Origin of the sequence: Pseudomonas sp. MM213, from assembly GCF_020423045.1 — a bacterium.
In the GTDB taxonomy this organism is placed as follows: domain Bacteria; phylum Pseudomonadota; class Gammaproteobacteria; order Pseudomonadales; family Pseudomonadaceae; genus Aquipseudomonas; species Aquipseudomonas migulae.
Genome location: NZ_CP081943.1, coordinates 5,613,974 through 5,631,519, shown reverse-complemented (window position 1 = coordinate 5,631,519; position 17,546 = coordinate 5,613,974). Strand labels below are relative to the sequence as shown.

The window sequence follows — 17,546 nt, the reverse complement described above, 5'->3', positions numbered from 1 at the left end:
ACTTTTTTATTGTTACAGCGCTCTAGGCAAACGCTACGGTTTCGGGCATATAATTTGCTTATGTTTGGCGCTTCGGCGCCCTGTAGTGGATGGCGCATGTGCGCCGGCGAATAAGGTGTTTAGCCCCTGCCATGAAACCATCGCTAGTCTTGAGAATGGGCCAGCAGCTGACGATGACACCGCAGCTGCAACAGGCCATCCGCCTGCTCCAATTGTCGACCCTGGACCTGCAACAGGAAATCCAGGAGGCCCTGGAGTCCAATCCGATGCTCGAACGCCAGGAAGAAGGCGACGACTTCGATAACGCCGACCCCTTGGCCGACAAAGCCGAACAGCAACCCAACGCCGACGTTTCAGAACCCTCCTATCAGGAAACCGCCCCGACGGTGGATAACCTCGAGGAAGGTGACTGGAACGAGCGCATTCCCAACGAACTGCCCGTCGACACCGCCTGGGAAGACGTCTACCAGACCAGCGCCAGCAGCCTGCCGAGCAACGATGACGACGAGTGGGATTTCACGACCCGTACATCCGCCGGTGAGAGCCTGCAAAGCCACCTGTTGTGGCAACTGAACCTGGCGCCGATGTCCGACACCGATCGCCTGATCGCCGTGACCCTGATCGATTGCATCAACAATCAGGGCTACCTGGACGAAACCCTTGAGGAAATCCTCGAAGCCTTCGATCCGGAACTCGACATCGAACTGGACGAGATCGAAGCCGTCCTGCATCGCATCCAGCAATTCGAACCCGCCGGCATCGGCGCCCGCAACCTGGGTGAATGCCTGCTGCTGCAATTGCGCCAACTCCCTGCCAAGACACCTTGGCTGGCCGAGGCCAAGCGCCTGGTCACCGATTACATCGACCTGCTCGGCAGCCGCGACTACAGCCAGCTGATGCGCCGCATGAAGCTCAAGGAAGATGAACTGCGCCAGGTGATCGAACTGGTTCAGAGCCTCAATCCGCGCCCTGGCTCGCAGATCGAATCCAGCGAAGCCGAGTACGTCGTCCCCGACGTGATCGTGCGCAAGGACAACGAGCGCTGGCTGGTCGAGCTGAACCAGGAATCGGTGCCACGGCTGCGGGTCAACGCCCAATACGCCGGTTTTGTGCGCCGCGCCGACACCAGTGCCGACAACACCTTCATGCGCAATCAGTTGCAAGAGGCCCGCTGGTTCATCAAGAGCCTGCAAAGCCGCAACGAAACCCTGATGAAAGTTGCCACCCAGATCGTCGAGCATCAGCGCGGTTTTCTGGAATACGGCGACGAAGCGATGAAACCGCTGGTGCTGCATGACATCGCCGAAGCGGTGGGCATGCACGAGTCGACGATTTCCCGCGTAACCACACAAAAATTCATGCATACCCCCCGGGGCATATATGAGCTGAAATACTTTTTCTCCAGTCACGTCAGCACCTCCGAAGGCGGTGAATGCTCGTCCACGGCGATCCGCGCGATCATCAAAAAACTGGTTGCCGCGGAAAATCAGAAAAAGCCGTTGAGTGACAGCAAGATCGCTGGTTTACTGGAGGCACAAGGCATTCAGGTGGCTCGCCGCACCGTCGCCAAGTACCGCGAATCCCTCGGGATCGCGCCTTCGAGCGAACGCAAGCGGTTGATGTAGAGCCACGCCACAGCGTTCCAGTGGTAGATCATCTGGTCTACCGCTTTATGCACTGGCAACGAAGGAGAAGCTGTATGCAAGTCAACATCAGTGGACACCAACTGGAAGTGACCGAACCTCTTCGCACCTACATCGGCGAAAAACTCGAACGGTTAGAGAGGCATTTCGACAAGATCACCAACGTGCAGGTCACGATGACGGTCGAAAAGCTGAAGCAGAAAATCGAAGCCACGCTGCATATTCCCGGCAATGAAGTGGTCGCCAACGCGGAACATACCGATATGTACGCGGCGATCGACGCATTGACCGACAAGCTGGATAAACAACTCAAAAAGCATAAGGAAAAGACCCAGAGCCTCCTCCAGGGCGCGACCGGTCGTTAACACTCCCAACCCATGATCCGACTTGAAAGCATCCTGACCCCCGGCCGTTCCCTCGTGAACGTGCCGGGCGGCAGCAAAAAGAAAGCCCTCGAGCAAATTGCCAACCTGATCGCCCGGGAAGTGCCGGATCTGGAGATGCAAGATGTCTTCGAGGCGTTGATTGCCCGTGAAAAACTCGGCTCGACCGGTTTTGGCAACGGCATCGCTATCCCTCACTGCCGGCTGAAAGGTTGCACCTCGCCCATCAGTGCCTTGATGCACCTGGACGCCCCCATCGATTTCGACGCCATCGACGGTGCTCCGGTTGACCTGCTGTTCGTCCTGCTGGTCCCCGAAGCCGCTACCGATGCGCACCTTGAATTGCTCCGCCAGATCGCCAGCATGCTCGATCGCAAGGAAGTCCGCGATCGCCTGCGTAGCGCCCCGAGCAATGAAGCCTTGTATCAGGTTGTCCTGGACGAGCAAAACGGGCACTAATCATGCGCTTGATCATCGTCAGTGGCCGTTCCGGCTCAGGTAAAAGCACCGCGCTCGATGTTCTCGAGGACAACGGCTATTACTGCATCGACAACCTGCCCGCCGGATTGTTGCCGGAACTGGCTGAACGCGCGCTGATCCACACCGAACTGGCGCAACCGCTGGTTGCCGTCTCTATTGATGCGCGCAACCTGCCGAGCCACCTGAGCCGGTTTCCGGAACTGCTCGAAGAAGTTCGCAGCCGGCATATCCAGTGCGACGTCCTGTACCTGGACGCCGACGAAGAAACCTTGCTGAAACGTTTTTCGGAAACTCGCCGTCGTCACCCGCTGAGCAGCGCCAATCGCTCGCTGGCCGAGGCGATCAACGACGAAACCAGCCTGCTCGGGCCGATTGCCGACCTCGCCGATCTCAAGGTCATCACCACCAACCTGAACCTGTATCAGCTGCGCGATACCATCAAGTTGCGCCTGCTGAACCAGCCGGAACCCGGTACTGCGTTTTTGGTGGAGTCGTTCGGATTCAAGCGCGGCATGCCGGTGGACGCCGACCTGGTGTTCGACGTGCGCTGCCTGCCGAACCCCTATTGGAAGCCCGAGCTACGCGATCAGTCCGGGCTTGATGAACCGGTTGCCACGTATCTGGCCGCCCAGCCGGACGTCGAAGAGATGTTCCAGGACATCTCCACGTACCTGCTCAAATGGCTGCCGCGCTTTGCCGCCAGCAACCGCGCTTATGTCACCATTGCCATCGGCTGCACCGGCGGGCATCACCGCTCCGTCTATCTGACCGAACGTCTGGGTCAGGCCCTGCAAAAAACCCTGAAGAACGTCCAGGTCCGCCACCGCGACCTCAGCTAAAGGATTCACATCGCGATGCCTGCTCTGGAAATCGAAATCATCAACAAGCTGGGTCTGCATGCCCGTGCTTCCGCCAAATTCGTTGGTGTCGCCGGCGAGTTCAAAGACTGCACGATCAGAGTCGGACGAACGCCGGAATCAACGGTCGACGGCAAAAGCATCATGGCAATGATGATGCTCGCTGCAGGCAAAGGCACCAAAATCTATATCAGCACCGAAGGCGAAGACGAGCAAAGAGCGCTGGATGCGCTGACAGACTTGATCAACCGTTACTTCGACGAAGGCGAATAACGCTCGCCTAGGCGAGCGCTGTATCCATCACCATCATCAAACAAAACCCGATCAGCAGCCCAAGGCTGGCCAGCTTGTCGTGACCATGGCGGCGCGACTCGGGGATGACTTCGTGCGTGACCACCAGCAACATGGCCCCGGCCGCGAGCGCCAGGCCCAATGGCAACAGCAGTTCGGCCAGGCTCACCAGCCAGGCGCACAACAGTGCGAAGACCGGCTCGACCAAGCCTGATGCTGCCCCGATCAGGAACGCCTTGACCCGCGACATCCCTGCCCCGGCCAACACCAACGCAATGACCAATCCTTCCGGCACATCCTGCAAGGCGATGCCCATGGCCAGGCTGTCGGCGTCGGGCATGCCGCCACCCGCCGAGACACCGACCGCCATGCCTTCGGGAATGTTATGGGCAATGATGGCAAACACGAACAACCAGATCCGTGGCGCAATGACCGGCCGCTCCAGCGTGCCGACGAGCATTTCCGGTGAGGCGCCGGAAACCTTTCGATCCACCAGATACAGCCCGAACGCGCCAAGCATGATGCCGAAACTGATCAGACCGCTGGCCGCCCAGGGTGTCAGCCCCAGGCTTTCAGCGGCGGCAATGCCCGGCACGATCAGCGAAAACGCCGTCGCCGCGAGCATCACCCCGGCACCGAAGCCGAGCAGCGTATCGCTGACCGCCTGGGGCATGCGTCGAATCACCAGCACCGGCACCGCGCCCAAGGCCGTGCCCAAGGCGCAAATGGCCCCGCCCTGCAACGCACGCAGCAGTTTCGGCTCAAGGTCCAGCCACGCGAGCCCATGCGCAACCAACAGGCTCATGCCCGCCAGTAGTAACAGCGACCCAAACGCGTAACGAAACATTCGTCCACTTCCGATCGCCAGTGTTTCAGTGCCCATAGCCCGCCCAGGATTGTTTTTATAGAAGACTTAAACCAGTGCAGCCTGATAGCGCGCAGCGACTTCGGGCCAATTGATCACGTTGTAAAAAGCGTTGATGTATTCCGGCCGGCGGTTTTGATACTGCAGGTAATAGGCATGCTCCCAGACATCCAGCCCCAGAATCGGCGTATTGCCGTTCATCAAGGGACTGTCCTGGTTGCCGCTGCTTTCAACGACCAGAGTCTTTTGCGGCGTCACACTCAGCCAGGCCCAGCCACTGCCGAAACGGGTCAGCGCGGCTTTGGTGAAGGCCTCCTTGAAACGGTCGAGGCCGCCCAACTGGTCTTCGATGGCCTTGGCCAACTCACCGTCCGGCTGACCGCCGCCGTTGGGCACCATCACTTCCCAGAACAGCGAGTGGTTGGCGTGACCGCCGCCCTGATTGATCACCGCCGCGCGGAGCTTTTCCGGCAGTTGCTGGACTGCTGCCACCAGCTTTTCCACCGGCCACTCGGCGAACTCGGTGCCTTCGACAGCCGCGTTGAGGTTGTTGATATAAGTCTGGTGATGCTTGGTGTAGTGGATTTCCATGGTCTGCGCATCGATGTGCGGTTCCAGGGCATCGTAGGCGTACGGCAAGGCAGGCAAGCTAAAAGCCATTTCAGTGGACTCCATGATGTAGAGGCGCAGGGGGCGACGCGGCATCGACGTGCAGCAAACGATGAGTGCGCGGGTATTCGCCATGCTCGCTGATGAAATTCAGCAGTTCGACGTAGGTTTTGCTGCTCTGACGCAGTGCGGCTTCACGCAATGCCGGCGCCAGTCGCGGGTCCTGCATGGTCTTCAACAAGCGCTGGTGGATGGCGCACAGGTATTCGGCGCTCTCCTCCGGCTGGTTCAGACGCAAATGCAGGTCCGCGAGGTTGTGATGGGAAATGACGCAGGCCGCCACCGCTTCGTCGGCATCCGCCCAGCGCTCGAACAACACCTGGGCCAGGGCCAATGCCTGCAAGTACGCCTCGCGGGCATCGACGTATTCGCCCAGCATGAAACAACGGTTTGCCCTTTCGATCGTGCGTTTCCAGTGCTCCATGGTGAGCCTCCTAAGCGGTTGCGGTGATTACACGCCGCCTGCGGTGAGCTTTTCCGGATTGAGCAACTCTTCCAGTTGGCTGCGCGACAGTTCGGTGTGCTCCAGAGCGACATCGATCACCGGCCGGCCCTGCTGATAAGCCTTCTTGGCGATCTCCGCAGCTTTTTGGTAACCAATGATCGGGTTGAGTGCCGTGACCAGTATCGGGTTGCGCGACAGCGCTTCCTTGAGCCTGGCTTCGTTGACCTTGAAACTGGCGATAGCCTTTTCACCCAAGAGGTAGCTGGAGTTGGCCAGCAATTCGATGCTGCTCAGCAGGTTCTGGGCGATGATCGGCAGCATCACGTTCAGCTCGAAATTGCCCGACTGACCGGCGATGGTGATCACCGTGTCATTGCCGATCACCTGGGCGGCGACCATCGCGGTGGCTTCCGGGATCACCGGGTTGACCTTGCCGGGCATGATCGACGAGCCCGGCTGCAAGGCTTCGAGTTCGATTTCACCGAGGCCGGCCAGCGGGCCGGAGTTCATCCAGCGCAGGTCGTTGGCGATTTTCATCAGCGAGACAGCGGTGGTTTTCAGCTGCCCGGAAACCGCAACGGCGGTGTCCTGAGAGCCGATCAGTGCAAACAGATCTGTGCCCGGCGTGAATTGCACCTGAGTCAACTTGCTCAACTGCTGGCTGAAAAGCCCGGCAAATTCAGGGTGCGCATTGATACCGGTGCCCACCGCCGTGCCACCCTGAGCCAGAGATTGCAGGCTCGGCAGCAGATCCTGCAGATGGCCGATGTTGGCTTTGAGCTGTTGCGCCCAACCGTTGAGCACCTGGCTCATGCGCACCGGCATCGCATCCATCAAGTGAGTGCGACCGGTTTTGACGTGGTGGTGAACCTCTTCAGCCTTTTGCTCGATCACCTGCACCAAGCGCACCAATGCCGGCAGCAATTGCTCATGCAATGCCAGCGCAGCGCTGACGTGGATGGTGGTCGGGATGATGTCGTTGCTGCTCTGCCCGCAGTTGACGTGATCGTTGGGGTTCACCGGCTCGCCAAGCAGTCGGCTCGCCAGCGTGGCAATCACTTCGTTGGCGTTCATGTTGGAACTGGTGCCGGAACCGGTCTGGAAGATATCCACCGGGAAGTGCTGCATGAAGTCGTCCTTGAGCAAACCCAACGCCGCTTCGACGATGGCATTGCCCTGGGATTCGCTGATCTGCTTGAGTTCGACGTTGGCGCGGGCGGCGGCGGCCTTGGCCAGGATCAGCGCACGGATGAACTGCACGGGCATCGGCTTGCCGCTGATCGGGAAGTTATTCACCGCACGCTGGGTCTGTGCGCCGTAGAGGGCGTCCACCGGGACCTGAAGCTCGCCCATGCTGTCGCGCTCAATACGTGTCTTGGTCATCAGAAAATCCTTGCACCAGTTCTATGAGAGGAATCGAAGGCTGCAACTCGCAGGTCGCCAGTTGCCAGGTGTAGCTTTGCCAGCGCTTGAGGCGGCACTTGCACAGAGAGAGGCGTTCGAGTTCGCGCAGCGGGCGCCACGCCTGGTCCAGGCAATAGGTTCGCCAGTGCCAGGGCAGCGCGACGTCTGCGGCGGTGTCGAGCAATAAACGGAAAGAGGTTTCAGCGATGGTCCAGGGTGAAGTCGCCGTGCAACACGCCAGATACCGGCCTTCGGCCAGGTAGTGGTCGATCAGGCGCGGCTCGTCAGGGTCCATCCCGCAACGGATCTGGCGACTCATCCAGCGCCAGCTTTCGAGGTAAGGCTGCTCGTGCAAGGCAGAACTCATGATCCGGGGCTCATTCAGTAATGAGATTTATTATTAGATGATAATGAGAACCAACACAAGCCCGAGCATGGTCCCTTGTAGGAGCCGGCTTGCTGGCGATTGCTATCTGGCATTCAACATCGATGTCGACTGATTGACCGCAATCGCCAGCAAGCCGGCTCCTACAGGTGTGTTATGCGGGCACAAAAAAAGGCGCGCCACCCATTGGGTGACGCGCCTTTTGTGTAGCGGTCGCGGGTTAGCTGCCTGCGACTGTCATCCGCTCGATCAGCACCGAACCCGTGCGAATGTTGCTGCGCAATTCCAGGTCGTTACCCACCGCAATGATCTGCTTGAACATGTCGCGCATGTTGCCGGCGATGGTCACTTCCTGGACGGCGAACTGGATTTCGCCATTCTCGACCCAGTAACCCGCCGCGCCACGGGAGTAATCGCCCGTGACCATGTTCAGGCCCTGGCCCATCAGCTCGGTGACCAGCAAGCCACGGCCCATGCGGCGCAGCAACGCCGCCTGATCTTCATCGCCATGGGTGACGAACAGGTTGTGCACGCCACCGGCGTTGGCCGTGCTCGGCATGCCGAGTTTGCGACCGGAATAGGTGCCGAGGATGTAGGACACCAACTCGCCTTTTTCGACGAACGGTTTGGCGTAGGTCGCCAGGCCATCGCCGTCAAACGCCGAACTGCCCATCGCGCGCATCAAATGCGGACGCTCATCGATGGTCAGCCATTCCGGGAACAGCTTCTGACCCAAGGTGCCTTCAAGGAACGACGATTTGCGATACAGACTGCCGCCGGAAATCGCCGAAAGGAAACTGCCGAACAAGCCACCGGCCAGCTCAGCGGAAAACAATACCGGCACTTCACAGGTCGGCACCGGACGTGCACCCAGTCGGCTCGCCGCCCGCTGCGCGGCACGCTGGCCGATGCTCGCCGGGTCGGCCAGCAAGTTGCCCTGGCGATTGACGTCGTACCAGTAATCACGCTGCATCTGGCCGTCGGCTTCGGCGATCATGACGCAGCTCAAGCTATGACGAGTCGATGCATAGCCGCCGATAAAACCGTGGCTGTTGCCGTAAACGCGGCAGCCCTGATGCGTGCTGAGGGTGGTGCCGTCGGCGTTCTTGATCCGGCTGTCGGTGGCAAATGCCGCAGCTTCACAGCTCAGGGCCATCTCGATGGCTTGTTCCGGTGTGATGTCCCACTGATGGAACAGGTCGAAATCCTGCAGATCCTTGGCCATCAGCGCGGCATCCGCCAGGCCGGCAGCTTCGTCTTCGGAGGTGTGCTTGGCGATGGCCAGCGCCGCAGCGACGGTTTCACGAATCGCTTCAGGACCGCTGGCCGACGTGCTGGCCGAGCCCTTGCGCTGCCCGACGTACAAGGTGATGCCAAAGCCCTGATCGCGGTTGAATTCGACGGTTTCGACCTCGCGCTGACGCACCGACGTGGACAGGCCCTGCTCCAGGGACACCGCCACTTCACAGGCACTGGCGCCCTGACGCTTGGCTTCAGCGATGATCTGCTCGACTTGTTCTTGCAGTGCCGGCAACGCTTGTGGGCCGACGCTTTCAACTGCACTCATGCTGTTCTCCACTCAAATTCTGCTTTCGGTAAAGGCCTTCGAGCGACCGGGCCGGACAAGCGGCCCCCGACTGGTTATCATGGCGGCGTTTCTTTGCGGACGGCCACCATGGTTGATTCTTACGACGACTCCCTCGATACGGGAGAAAAAAGCAAATCCCAGGTTAAACGCGAGCTGCATGCTCTGGTTGACCTCGGCGAACGCCTTACAACGCTCAAGCCTGACTTGCTGGCAAAACTCCCGTTGACCGACGCTCTGCGCCGGGCTCTGGGCGATGCGCCCAAGCACACCGCGAATATCGCGCGTAAACGGCACCTTATGTTCATCGGCAAACTGATGCGCGATCAGGACACTGACGCCATTCTGACTTTGCTCGATCAACTCGATGCCTCCACCCGGCAGTACAACGAACGTTTCCATGGCCTGGAACGCTGGCGCGATCGCTTGATCGCGGGCGACGATGCAGTCCTGGAGAAGTTCGTGCTCGACTACCCGGAGGCTGATCGTCAGCAGTTGCGCTCCCTGATCCGTCAGGCCCAGCACGAACTGGCGACCAACAAGCCACCGGCATCGAGCCGTAAAATCTTCAAGTACATCCGTGAGCTGGACGAGACTCAACGCGGTCTGCGTTGAATCTCTTCTCGGGTGAGCCGCCACGCGGCTCACCCGAAGCTCCATCCCTTACGATCCTGTACCACCCACAGTGATCGCATCGATTTTCAGCGTTGGCTGGCCGACACCCACCGGCACCGACTGCCCATCCTTGCCGCACGTGCCCACGCCGCTGTCCAGCGCCAGGTCATTACCGACCATCGACACCTTGCTCATCGCTTCAGGCCCGTTGCCGATCAACGTCGCGCCTTTGACCGGCGCCGTAATCTTGCCGTCTTCGATCAGGTACGCCTCGCTGGTGGAGAACACGAACTTGCCGCTGGTGATGTCCACCTGACCGCCGCCAAGGTTGGCGCAGTAGATGCCGCGCTTCACCGAGGCGATGATTTCCGCCGGATCGCTTTCGCCCGCCAGCATGTAGGTATTGGTCATGCGCGGCATTGGCAGGTGCGCGTAGGACTCACGGCGACCGTTGCCGGTGCGGGCGACGCCCATCAGGCGCGCGTTGAGCTTGTCCTGCATGTAGCCTTTGAGTACGCCGTTTTCGATCAGCGTGGTGCACTCGGTCGGGGTGCCTTCGTCGTCGACGCTCAACGAACCGCGACGACCGGCCAGCGTGCCGTCATCGACGATGGTGCAGAGCTTGGACGCAACCATCTCGCCCATACGGCCACTGTAAGCGGAGCTGCCCTTGCGGTTGAAATCGCCTTCCAGACCGTGACCGACCGCTTCGTGCAACAGCACACCGGACCAGCCCGAACCCAACACCACCGGCAACGTACCGGCCGGTGCCGGAATGGCTTCGAGGTTGACCAGCGCCTGACGCAACGCTTCACGGGCGTAGCCCATGGCGCGGTCGTCGCTGAGGAAATAACGGTAATCGGTACGTCCGCCGCCGCCATGGCCGCCGCGCTCGCGGCGACCGTTCTGCTCGACGATGACGCTGACGTTGAAGCGCACCAGCGGCCGCACATCCGCCGCCAGGCTGCCGTCGGTGGAGGCCACCAGAATGCGCTCCCAGACGCCGGCCATGCTCACGGTCACTTGCTGGATACGCGGGTCGAGAGCGCGGGTGGCGACGTCGATGCGTTTGAGCAGTTCGACTTTCTCGGCGCGGGTCATCACTTCCAGCGGGTTGTCCGGCCCGTACAACTGGGCGACGTCCTGGGTGGTGAAGGCCTGCACCGTGCCGTTCTGCCCGGCGCGGGAGATCGAGCGCGCAGCACGGGCCGCAGCGCCAAGGGCTTCGAGGGTAATGGCATTGCTGTAGGCAAAACCGGTTTTCTCACCCGATTGCGCGCGCACGCCAACGCCCTGGTCAAGGTTGAAACTACCTTCCTTGACGATGCCGTCTTCCAAGGCCCAGGACTCGGAAATCTGCCCCTGGAAATACAGGTCGGCGGCATCGATGCCCGGGCCGGCCAGATCGCCGAGCACACCTTGCAGGCTTTCGATGGTAACGCCGCCGGGCGCCAGGAGGTGTTCACTGACTGAGGACAACAACTCGCTCATATGCTTTACGCCTTAAATTCATCGTTCTGAGGCAGGTCGCCGGGCGCCCTGCGAGAAAAAGCGCCGGTGACTGGACACCGGCATCCGCGCCCGGATGGACGCCTGTTCGCTGCTATCGCGTTCGGCCAGCAGCACGGCCTCGCCTTGATCCTGTTGCGCCAGCACTCGACCCCACGGGTCGACAATTGCGGCATGCCCCCAGGTTTCTCGCGGCCCCGGATGCGTTCCACCCTGGGCAGCCGCGAGCACATAACACTGGGTCTCAATGGCCCGCGCGCGAATCAGTACATCCCAATGCGCCGCACCGGTCACCGCAGTAAAGGCCGACGGCGCGGTAATCAACTCCGCCCCGGCAGCGCGTAATTCGCTGTACAGCTCCGGGAAGCGCAGGTCGTAACAGACCGTCAGGCCGACTCGACCGACGGGCGTGTCCGCGACCACCACGCCACTGCCATAAGCATAGTCATCGGACTCACGATACCGCCCACGGTTGTCCGCCACGTCCACGTCGAACAAGTGCAGCTTGTCGTAGCGTGCCACCGTTTCGCCCTGATCATTGACCAGCAGCGAGCAGGCATGCACTTTCGCCGCTGGCTGATCCGCCGGCGGCAACGGCAATGTGCCGGCCACTATCCATAACTTGAGGTCGCGGGCGGTCTGTTTCAACCAGGGCAGGATCGGACCTTCGCCCAACGCCTCGGCGCGGCCGATGTCAGCGATGTCGCGTCGGCCCATGGCGGCGAAGTTTTCCGGCAGCACGGCAAGCTTTGCGCCCCCGACGGCCGCTTGTTCAAGCAGCCGAAGGGCCTGGGCCAGATTGGCCAGCACGTCGCTCTGGCTGACCATTTGAATCACCGCTACAGACATGGCCTTCCCTTTACCTAGTAATCAATAGATACCCCGTAGGAGCGAGGCTTGCCCGCGAAAGCGTCGTTCCTGACACACCTCGGTGGGTCGGTTCGCGGGCAAGTCGGGTCGCCGCATCGCTCGCTCCTACAGAGATTAGCGTCGGAGCATTAGAGCCTAGGGCCATGCTACTCCATAGGCTTGGGGAGTGGCTTTTCAAAAAGGTTTGTCGAAGGTGATTTTCGGCTCTTTCCACGGGCCTTTGACGGTGTATTTCACGCTGGCGAAACGTGCCACGCGGTCACCGATCAGCTTGTCGATCAGGAACAGCGCCCCACCGATGGCCGGTGCACCGACAATCAGCGCGGCAATCGGCAAGTTGTTGGTAACCGGCAAGGTCACCAGCAGTTTCGCATCGATCTGATCACCCACCAGGTCCAGCGTGCCATTGAGCTCGACATTGCTCGACGGACCGGTCAGCAGAATCGGCTCACGGGTCACGTAAACGCCGTTGGTCCCGACCAGCAAGCCTTTGACCCGGTCGTAACTCAAGCCTTTGCCAAACAGATCGGAGAAGTCCAGCCGCAAGCGCCGGCCGATGGAGTTGAAGTTGAGCAGGCCAAATACCCGCAACGCCTGAGCGCCACCCTCGACTTCAACGAACTGGCCTTTGTTCAGCGACGCATCAAGCGTCCCGGAGAAACGCTTGGTGGCCAGCCAGGCCGGTGAACCGGGCCAGCGACCGTCGACATCCATTTGAAACTCTTCGCTGGTGACACTGGGCGCAAAGCCCCAGCCTTTCAGCACATCCGCCAGATTCTTGCCGCTGACCCGACCCTTGTACCAACTGGTGGAAGCACCTGGCGCGCCTTCCCAGCCGCCGCTGCCCTGCAACAGAAGGCCCTTGAGGCCAAGATCCAGCGTATTGAGCGCGATGCCTTTGGCGGTCGGACGCACTTTCAGCGACCAGCCCCCTACCAGATCCTGCCCCTGGAACAGTTGATTGATGGTGATATCCAGCGCCGGGATCTTCGTCGGATCCACGGAGGCCAATGGATCCGGCGAATTTTCATCGGCCAAAACCGTTGGGTCCGGTGCCGGTAAACGCACGTATTGCAGATTGATCGCAATCGGTGCGGCTTTCGCATCGGGGATACCGGCGGTGCCCTTGACCTGTTGGCTGTCGAGTTGCAGGGCCCACGCACTCGGCTTGCGGTTCAACTGCACCGAGGCCTGATCAAGCGTGGTACCGACGCCGCTGAGCTTGCCGACCTTGAAATCCGCGCCGCTGAGCAACTGCTTGGCGCTGCCGCCCGGATCCTGGCCGGCATACTTGTCCACCAGATCCTTCCACGGGCCGACATCCAGCTCCGACAGCACGCCGCGCACCCGCAGGCCTTTGCCGCCTGGCAATACGGCATCGCCACCACCGAGGAACAGTTCACCGCGACCGTCGGCAAAACTGCCGGCCGGCGCTGCAAACGTGAAGCTGGCCAATTCGCCGTACTTGACCCAGTAACGCCGTTCCGGCCCTTGCAGGGTCATGCGGAATGTCGTGTCGCGCCCCACATCGGCCGCCATGCCGAACGGCGCCGGCAAATCGACGGCCACACCTTTGAGGCTGGAATTGACCATCAACTGGCTGTCTGCGCCATCCAGGTTCAGTTGCAACTGATACGGGATCAAACCAGAGACCGGCAACGGCTGCGTGACACTCAGCCAGTCAGTCAGCTTTTTGACCTCGACCTGGCCGGAAGCGGTGACGCGCGTCTTGATGTCGCCTGGACTGCCATCAGCGAAAATCTGTGCGGTGACGGGTTTGTCAAAGGCACGAGCGGTGATGTTCTGCCCACTCAAGCCTTTGGTGCTGTCGAAGCGGAAATCGCCCTTCAACTGAGTCAGTTCAAGGACTGGCTCGGCCAGTTTCAAGCGCGCCTTGGCGGTCTTGAAGTCGACGAGGATATTCGGCTGTTCGCCTTTGGCCAGCGGAATATCCAGTTTCAGCTTGCCCTTCAGCTCGCCCTCGCCTTCCCATCCGGCGAAGGTGGCGGCGGTGCCGATCGGCGCTTCCTGGAGAATTTTCAGGCCATCGCCCAACCCGCCAGCGAAAGCACCATCGAGCAACAGGTGAGGGTTTTGCCCGGCGGGCGCGTGGGGAATATTGACGTAAATATCGCTGACTTGTGTGTCGAGCAACTGACCTTTGCTGGCCAGAATCCGCACGCCACTGTCTTCGATGAACACGTCGCCAGTGACCTTGCTGACATGCGGCCAGCCCGGCTGGAACGCCAGCTCGGCATCGTGCACTTTGAAGAACAGGCTGATGCTGCGCGCGGTGTCGGCGGCGCCATGGTTCAGCGAGCCCTGATACTGGAAGAAGCCCTGGTCTACCGCGCCCTTGAGAATCGCCGTACGCAACCATTCGTCCAGCGCCGGGCTGAGCACTTCGGGCAGGTACTTGGCGGTGTACTTGCCATCGCCCTCCACCAGGCCGACCCGCAGGTCCATGTAGTCTTCCTGGGTGTGATCGAAATGCAGGCGGATCAGGAAGTCGCCGGCAATCTTGCCCTCTTCGCCCAGCACCTTCAGGTACGGCGCGATCAGGGTGAAACCTTCTTTGTCGAGCTTCCAGGTCAAACGGGCGTTGGCCTGAATGTATTGCCATGGCTTGGCGAAAATCGGGTCCAGGTGCAGGGAAAAATCCTTGCTGTCCATGCGCAGTTCGCCGTGCCCCAGATCACCGCTGATGCTACCGCTGACATTCCGCGCTGCCGGGGCGCCGTGATAGGCATCAAAGCCGACCCGGTCGAGGTTGGCGGCAAAACTGACCTTGCTGTCGTCGGTGGCGTTGGGCCGGATGTCGACCAGCACGTTACGCAAACCACCCGTCACCTTGAGCCGCTCGACGGCGGTGGCGAGGCCTTCGGGCAATGGCCCCAAGGCATTCAGCAGCGGAGTCAGCGGGGTGAGGTCGAGGCGGTCGGCTTGCAGATGCCAGAGCTCTTCGGTCGTGTCGGTGGCCAGGCTCTGTTTGAGTTGCAGGTGCGATTCCCAGCGGGTCTCACCGAAGTTCATGGACAGCGAGTCCACCGTCACCAGAAAGCCTTCGGCACTGCGCTGGAAATAACTGTTGAGCGCCAGGTTGTTGATCTGGATCGGCTTGCGCTCGGCGTAGGCGCCCTTGAGTTGCGGCGCGTTCAAGCGGATCGCGGCGCTTTGCAGAGCGCCTTTGCTCCAGTTGATCCAAAGCTCGCCACCGGCCTTGATCTCGGAAAAATTCCATTGCTGGGTCACACGCTCGGGCAGCCATTTCGACCAGTCGCTTTGCGGCAGGCTCAGGTACGCATCCGCTGCACCGTCCTGCCACTGACTGGCGCTAATGCGGGTGCGCACGCTCATGGCGACCGGCTGGCCGTCGGGCAGGGTCAGCCGTGCGTCGAGTCGCTGCCGGGAGACGCCGGTTTTCAGATTCAGGCCAACGTAGGTCAAGGTCAGCGGCGGGTGATCCAGTGGCTGCAAGGTCACTTGGCTGTCGAGCACCGACAACTGCTGGACCATCTGCATGCGATTGAGCAGTTGTTCCGGATCCAGCGGCTGATCCTGCTGCACCGGCAAGCCTTCCAGCGCCCAATGACCGTCCTCGCCTTCCTTGAGGCTGATCTTCAGACCGTTGAGTTCCAGATGAGCGATGCGCAGTTCACGGGCCGTCAGGCTGGCCCAGAGGTCCGGCACCGCGCGCACCTGATCCAGACGCAGGGCATTGGTGCCCTCGCCGACCATCACGTCGTGAGCCAGCAGAATCGGCGCGAAGCCACTCCAGTTGCCTTCCAGCTCACCGATATGCAGCGGCATGCCCAGGGCAGCACCGGCTTTGGTTTCGACTTCGGCCCGGTACTCGGCCACCAGCGGCGCCAGCTCGCGACCGAGACTGACGTAAAGCGCCATCATCACCAAAGCCAACGCGCACAGGCCCAGACCCCAGCGGGTCAGTGCGGCCAAAATGCGTGTCAGACGGTCCATGTCAGTTGGCTCCCATGGCAAAATTACTGCAAAAAGCTGAGGCCAGCTGTTCTAGTCGGGTTGAAACACAGCGATTCAGAGCAGCACCACGTCGTATTGTTCCTGGGAATACATGGTTTCCACCTGGAACCGAATGGTGCGTCCGATAAATCCTTCCAGCTCGGCGACGTTGCCCGACTCTTCATCGAGCAAGCGGTCGACGACTTTCTGGTTCGCCAATACACGATAGCCTTCCGCTTGATAGGCGCGAGCCTCACGGAGGATTTCGCGGAAAATTTCGTAGCAGACCGTTTCCGGTGTCTTGAGCTTGCCGCGCCCCTGGCAACTGTTGCACGGCTCGCACAGTACTTGTTCGAGACTTTCGCGGGTGCGCTTGCGGGTCATCTGCACCAGGCCCAACTCGGTGATGCCGATAATGTTGGTCTTGGCGTGGTCGCGCTCCAGTTGTTTCTCCAGCGTACGCAGCACCTGACGCTGATGCTCTTCGTCTTCCATGTCGATGAAGTCGATGATGATGATCCCGCCCAGGTTGCGCAGGCGCAGCTGGCGAGCGATGGCGGTCGCGGCTTCGAGGTTGGTCTTGAAGATGGTTTCTTCAAGGTTGCGATGACCGACGAACGCCCCGGTGTTGACGTCGATGGTACTCATGGCTTCCGCCGGGTCCACCACCAGGTAACCGCCGGACTTCAGCGGGACTTTGCGTTCGAGGGCTTTCTGGATTTCGTCTTCGACGCCGTACAGGTCGAAGATCGGCCGCTCGCCCGGATAATGCTCCAGGCGATCAGCGATTTCCGGCATCAGTTCGGCCACGAACTGTGTGGTTTTCTGGAAGGTTTCCCGGGAATCGATGCGGATCTTCTCGATCTTCGGGCTGACCAGGTCGCGCAAGGTGCGCAATGCCAGGCCAAGGTCTTCGTAGATCACGCTCGGCGCGCTGATGGTTTTGATCTGCTCGTTGATCTGATCCCAGAGCCGGCGCAGGTAGCGGATGTCCATGAGGATCTCATCGGCCCCGGCGCCTTCGGCGGCGGTACGCAGGATGAAACCACCGGCTTCCTTGATGCCTTCCGTGGCCACGCAATCGGTGACCACTTGCTTGAGGCGCTCGCGCTCGGCTTCGTCTTCGATCTTCAGGGAAATGCCGACATGCGCGGTACGCGGCATGTACACCAGATAACGCGAAGGTATTGATAGTTGTGTGGTCAGGCGTGCGCCTTTGGAACCGATCGGGTCCTTGGTGACTTGCACGACCAGGCTTTGGCCTTCATGGACCAGGGAGCTGATGCTTTCGACCGCAGGGCCTTCGCGCAGGGAAATTTCCGAGGCATGAATGAACGCAGCGCGGTCCAGACCGATGTCGACGAACGCCGCCTGCATGCCCGGCAACACCCGCACAACTTTGCCTTTATAGATGTTGCCGACGATACCGCGTTTTTGCGTGCGTTCGACGTGGACCTCTTGCAGGACACCGTTTTCAACCACCGCCACGCGCGATTCCATCGGCGTGATGTTGATCAGGATCTCTTCACTCATGGCAGGGTCTCGTTCAGGCATGTTCACGATAATG

At 60.5% G+C, this 17,546-nt stretch carries 16 protein-coding genes; 6 read left to right on the top strand and 10 right to left on the bottom strand.

What is annotated here, in order from left to right; genetic code table 11:
• Positions 1-131 precede the first annotated feature (131 nt).
• The 5 genes from K5R88_RS25515 to K5R88_RS25495 all read left to right on the top strand — a co-directional run bounded on the left by K5R88_RS25515 (position 132) and on the right by K5R88_RS25495 (position 3,636).
• Entirely contained in the window at positions 132-1,625 is a 1,494-nt protein-coding gene (locus K5R88_RS25515) for an RNA polymerase factor sigma-54 (RefSeq protein WP_032828652.1), read from the top strand.
• 74 nt (positions 1,626-1,699) lie between these two features.
• Positions 1,700-2,008, top strand: coding sequence for a ribosome hibernation-promoting factor, HPF/YfiA family (hpf, locus tag K5R88_RS25510; RefSeq protein ID WP_007941242.1), 309 nt, complete (start codon positions 1,700-1,702; stop codon positions 2,006-2,008).
• 12 nt (positions 2,009-2,020) lie between these two features.
• Positions 2,021-2,485, top strand: coding sequence for a PTS IIA-like nitrogen regulatory protein PtsN (ptsN, locus tag K5R88_RS25505; protein WP_008026914.1), 465 nt, complete (start codon positions 2,021-2,023; stop codon positions 2,483-2,485).
• Positions 2,486-2,487: 2 nt separating this feature from the next.
• Positions 2,488-3,345 (top strand): RNase adapter RapZ, encoded by an 858-nt coding sequence (gene rapZ / locus K5R88_RS25500; protein ID WP_008026911.1) that lies wholly within the window; start codon positions 2,488-2,490, stop codon positions 3,343-3,345.
• Between the two features lie 15 nt (positions 3,346-3,360).
• On the top strand, positions 3,361-3,636 hold the full coding sequence (locus tag K5R88_RS25495) for an HPr family phosphocarrier protein (protein WP_008037392.1): 276 nt from the start codon (positions 3,361-3,363) through the stop codon (positions 3,634-3,636).
• Between the two features lie 7 nt (positions 3,637-3,643).
• Here the strand turns inward: K5R88_RS25495 and K5R88_RS25490 are convergent, their stop codons facing one another.
• The 6 genes from K5R88_RS25490 to pmbA form a co-directional block, all read right to left on the bottom strand.
• Entirely contained in the window at positions 3,644-4,537 is an 894-nt protein-coding gene (locus K5R88_RS25490) for a ZIP family metal transporter (protein WP_207285273.1), read from the bottom strand.
• Between the two features lie 30 nt (positions 4,538-4,567).
• On the bottom strand, positions 4,568-5,179 hold the full coding sequence (locus K5R88_RS25485; RefSeq protein ID WP_008026904.1) for a superoxide dismutase: 612 nt from the start codon (positions 5,177-5,179) through the stop codon (positions 4,568-4,570).
• A 1-nt stretch (position 5,180) separates the two neighbouring features.
• Entirely contained in the window at positions 5,181-5,612 is a 432-nt protein-coding gene (locus K5R88_RS25480; protein WP_008026901.1) for a hypothetical protein, read from the bottom strand.
• 27 nt (positions 5,613-5,639) lie between these two features.
• A complete protein-coding gene (locus K5R88_RS25475; protein WP_226298598.1) occupies positions 5,640-7,016 on the bottom strand; it encodes a class II fumarate hydratase in 1,377 nt (458 codons plus the stop codon).
• Positions 6,997-7,404 carry a hypothetical protein gene (locus tag K5R88_RS25470; RefSeq protein ID WP_008026896.1) on the bottom strand — a complete coding sequence of 136 codons (408 nt, stop codon included), beginning with the start codon at positions 7,402-7,404 and terminating at the stop codon, positions 6,997-6,999. The genes K5R88_RS25475 and K5R88_RS25470 overlap by 20 nt, the downstream gene beginning before the upstream one ends.
• 238 nt (positions 7,405-7,642) lie before the next feature.
• Positions 7,643-8,989: a metalloprotease PmbA gene (pmbA, locus tag K5R88_RS25465; RefSeq protein ID WP_207285276.1), complete on the bottom strand. Its 1,347-nt coding sequence runs from the start codon at positions 8,987-8,989 to the stop codon at positions 7,643-7,645.
• A gap of 108 nt (positions 8,990-9,097) precedes the next feature.
• On the opposite strand from pmbA, the gene yjgA reads away from it, so the two are divergent.
• Positions 9,098-9,622, top strand: a complete 525-nt coding sequence (gene yjgA / locus K5R88_RS25460; RefSeq protein WP_008026892.1) for a ribosome biogenesis factor YjgA — start codon at positions 9,098-9,100, stop codon at positions 9,620-9,622.
• Between the two features lie 48 nt (positions 9,623-9,670).
• On the opposite strand, the gene tldD is transcribed toward yjgA, so the two are convergent.
• From tldD to rng, 4 genes are all read right to left on the bottom strand, one after another.
• A complete protein-coding gene (gene tldD, locus K5R88_RS25455; protein WP_008037402.1) occupies positions 9,671-11,113 on the bottom strand; it encodes a metalloprotease TldD in 1,443 nt (480 codons plus the stop codon).
• Between the two features lie 18 nt (positions 11,114-11,131).
• Complete coding sequence (locus tag K5R88_RS25450) at positions 11,132-11,980, bottom strand: carbon-nitrogen hydrolase family protein (protein WP_226298597.1); 849 nt, start codon at positions 11,978-11,980, stop codon at positions 11,132-11,134.
• A 195-nt stretch (positions 11,981-12,175) separates the two neighbouring features.
• A complete protein-coding gene (locus tag K5R88_RS25445) occupies positions 12,176-15,979 on the bottom strand; it encodes a YhdP family protein (protein WP_226298596.1) in 3,804 nt (1,267 codons plus the stop codon).
• Positions 15,980-16,054: 75 nt separating this feature from the next.
• Entirely contained in the window at positions 16,055-17,512 is a 1,458-nt protein-coding gene (rng, locus tag K5R88_RS25440; protein WP_008026884.1) for a ribonuclease G, read from the bottom strand.
• Positions 17,513-17,546: the final 34 nt, after the last annotated feature.

Bases quoted from the DNA above. Each gene is read 5' to 3' on its own strand.
- K5R88_RS25515 (WP_032828652.1), top strand. From the start codon at position 132: ATGAAACCATCGCTAGTCTTGAGAATGGGCCAGCAGCTGACGATGACA.
- hpf (WP_007941242.1), top strand. From the start codon at position 1,700: ATGCAAGTCAACATCAGTGGACACCAACTGGAAGTGACCGAACCTCTT.
- ptsN (WP_008026914.1), top strand. From the start codon at position 2,021: ATGATCCGACTTGAAAGCATCCTGACCCCCGGCCGTTCCCTCGTGAAC.
- rapZ (WP_008026911.1), top strand. From the start codon at position 2,488: ATGCGCTTGATCATCGTCAGTGGCCGTTCCGGCTCAGGTAAAAGCACC.
- K5R88_RS25495 (WP_008037392.1), top strand. From the start codon at position 3,361: ATGCCTGCTCTGGAAATCGAAATCATCAACAAGCTGGGTCTGCATGCC.
- K5R88_RS25490 (WP_207285273.1), bottom strand. From the start codon at position 4,537: ATGGGCACTGAAACACTGGCGATCGGAAGTGGACGAATGTTTCGTTAC.
- K5R88_RS25485 (WP_008026904.1), bottom strand. From the start codon at position 5,179: ATGGCTTTTAGCTTGCCTGCCTTGCCGTACGCCTACGATGCCCTGGAA.
- K5R88_RS25480 (WP_008026901.1), bottom strand. From the start codon at position 5,612: ATGGAGCACTGGAAACGCACGATCGAAAGGGCAAACCGTTGTTTCATG.
- K5R88_RS25475 (WP_226298598.1), bottom strand. From the start codon at position 7,016: ATGACCAAGACACGTATTGAGCGCGACAGCATGGGCGAGCTTCAGGTC.
- K5R88_RS25470 (WP_008026896.1), bottom strand. From the start codon at position 7,404: ATGAGTTCTGCCTTGCACGAGCAGCCTTACCTCGAAAGCTGGCGCTGG.
- pmbA (WP_207285276.1), bottom strand. From the start codon at position 8,989: ATGAGTGCAGTTGAAAGCGTCGGCCCACAAGCGTTGCCGGCACTGCAA.
- yjgA (WP_008026892.1), top strand. From the start codon at position 9,098: ATGGTTGATTCTTACGACGACTCCCTCGATACGGGAGAAAAAAGCAAA.
- tldD (WP_008037402.1), bottom strand. From the start codon at position 11,113: ATGAGCGAGTTGTTGTCCTCAGTCAGTGAACACCTCCTGGCGCCCGGC.
- K5R88_RS25450 (WP_226298597.1), bottom strand. From the start codon at position 11,980: ATGTCTGTAGCGGTGATTCAAATGGTCAGCCAGAGCGACGTGCTGGCC.
- K5R88_RS25445 (WP_226298596.1), bottom strand. From the start codon at position 15,979: ATGGACCGTCTGACACGCATTTTGGCCGCACTGACCCGCTGGGGTCTG.
- rng (WP_008026884.1), bottom strand. From the start codon at position 17,512: ATGAGTGAAGAGATCCTGATCAACATCACGCCGATGGAATCGCGCGTG.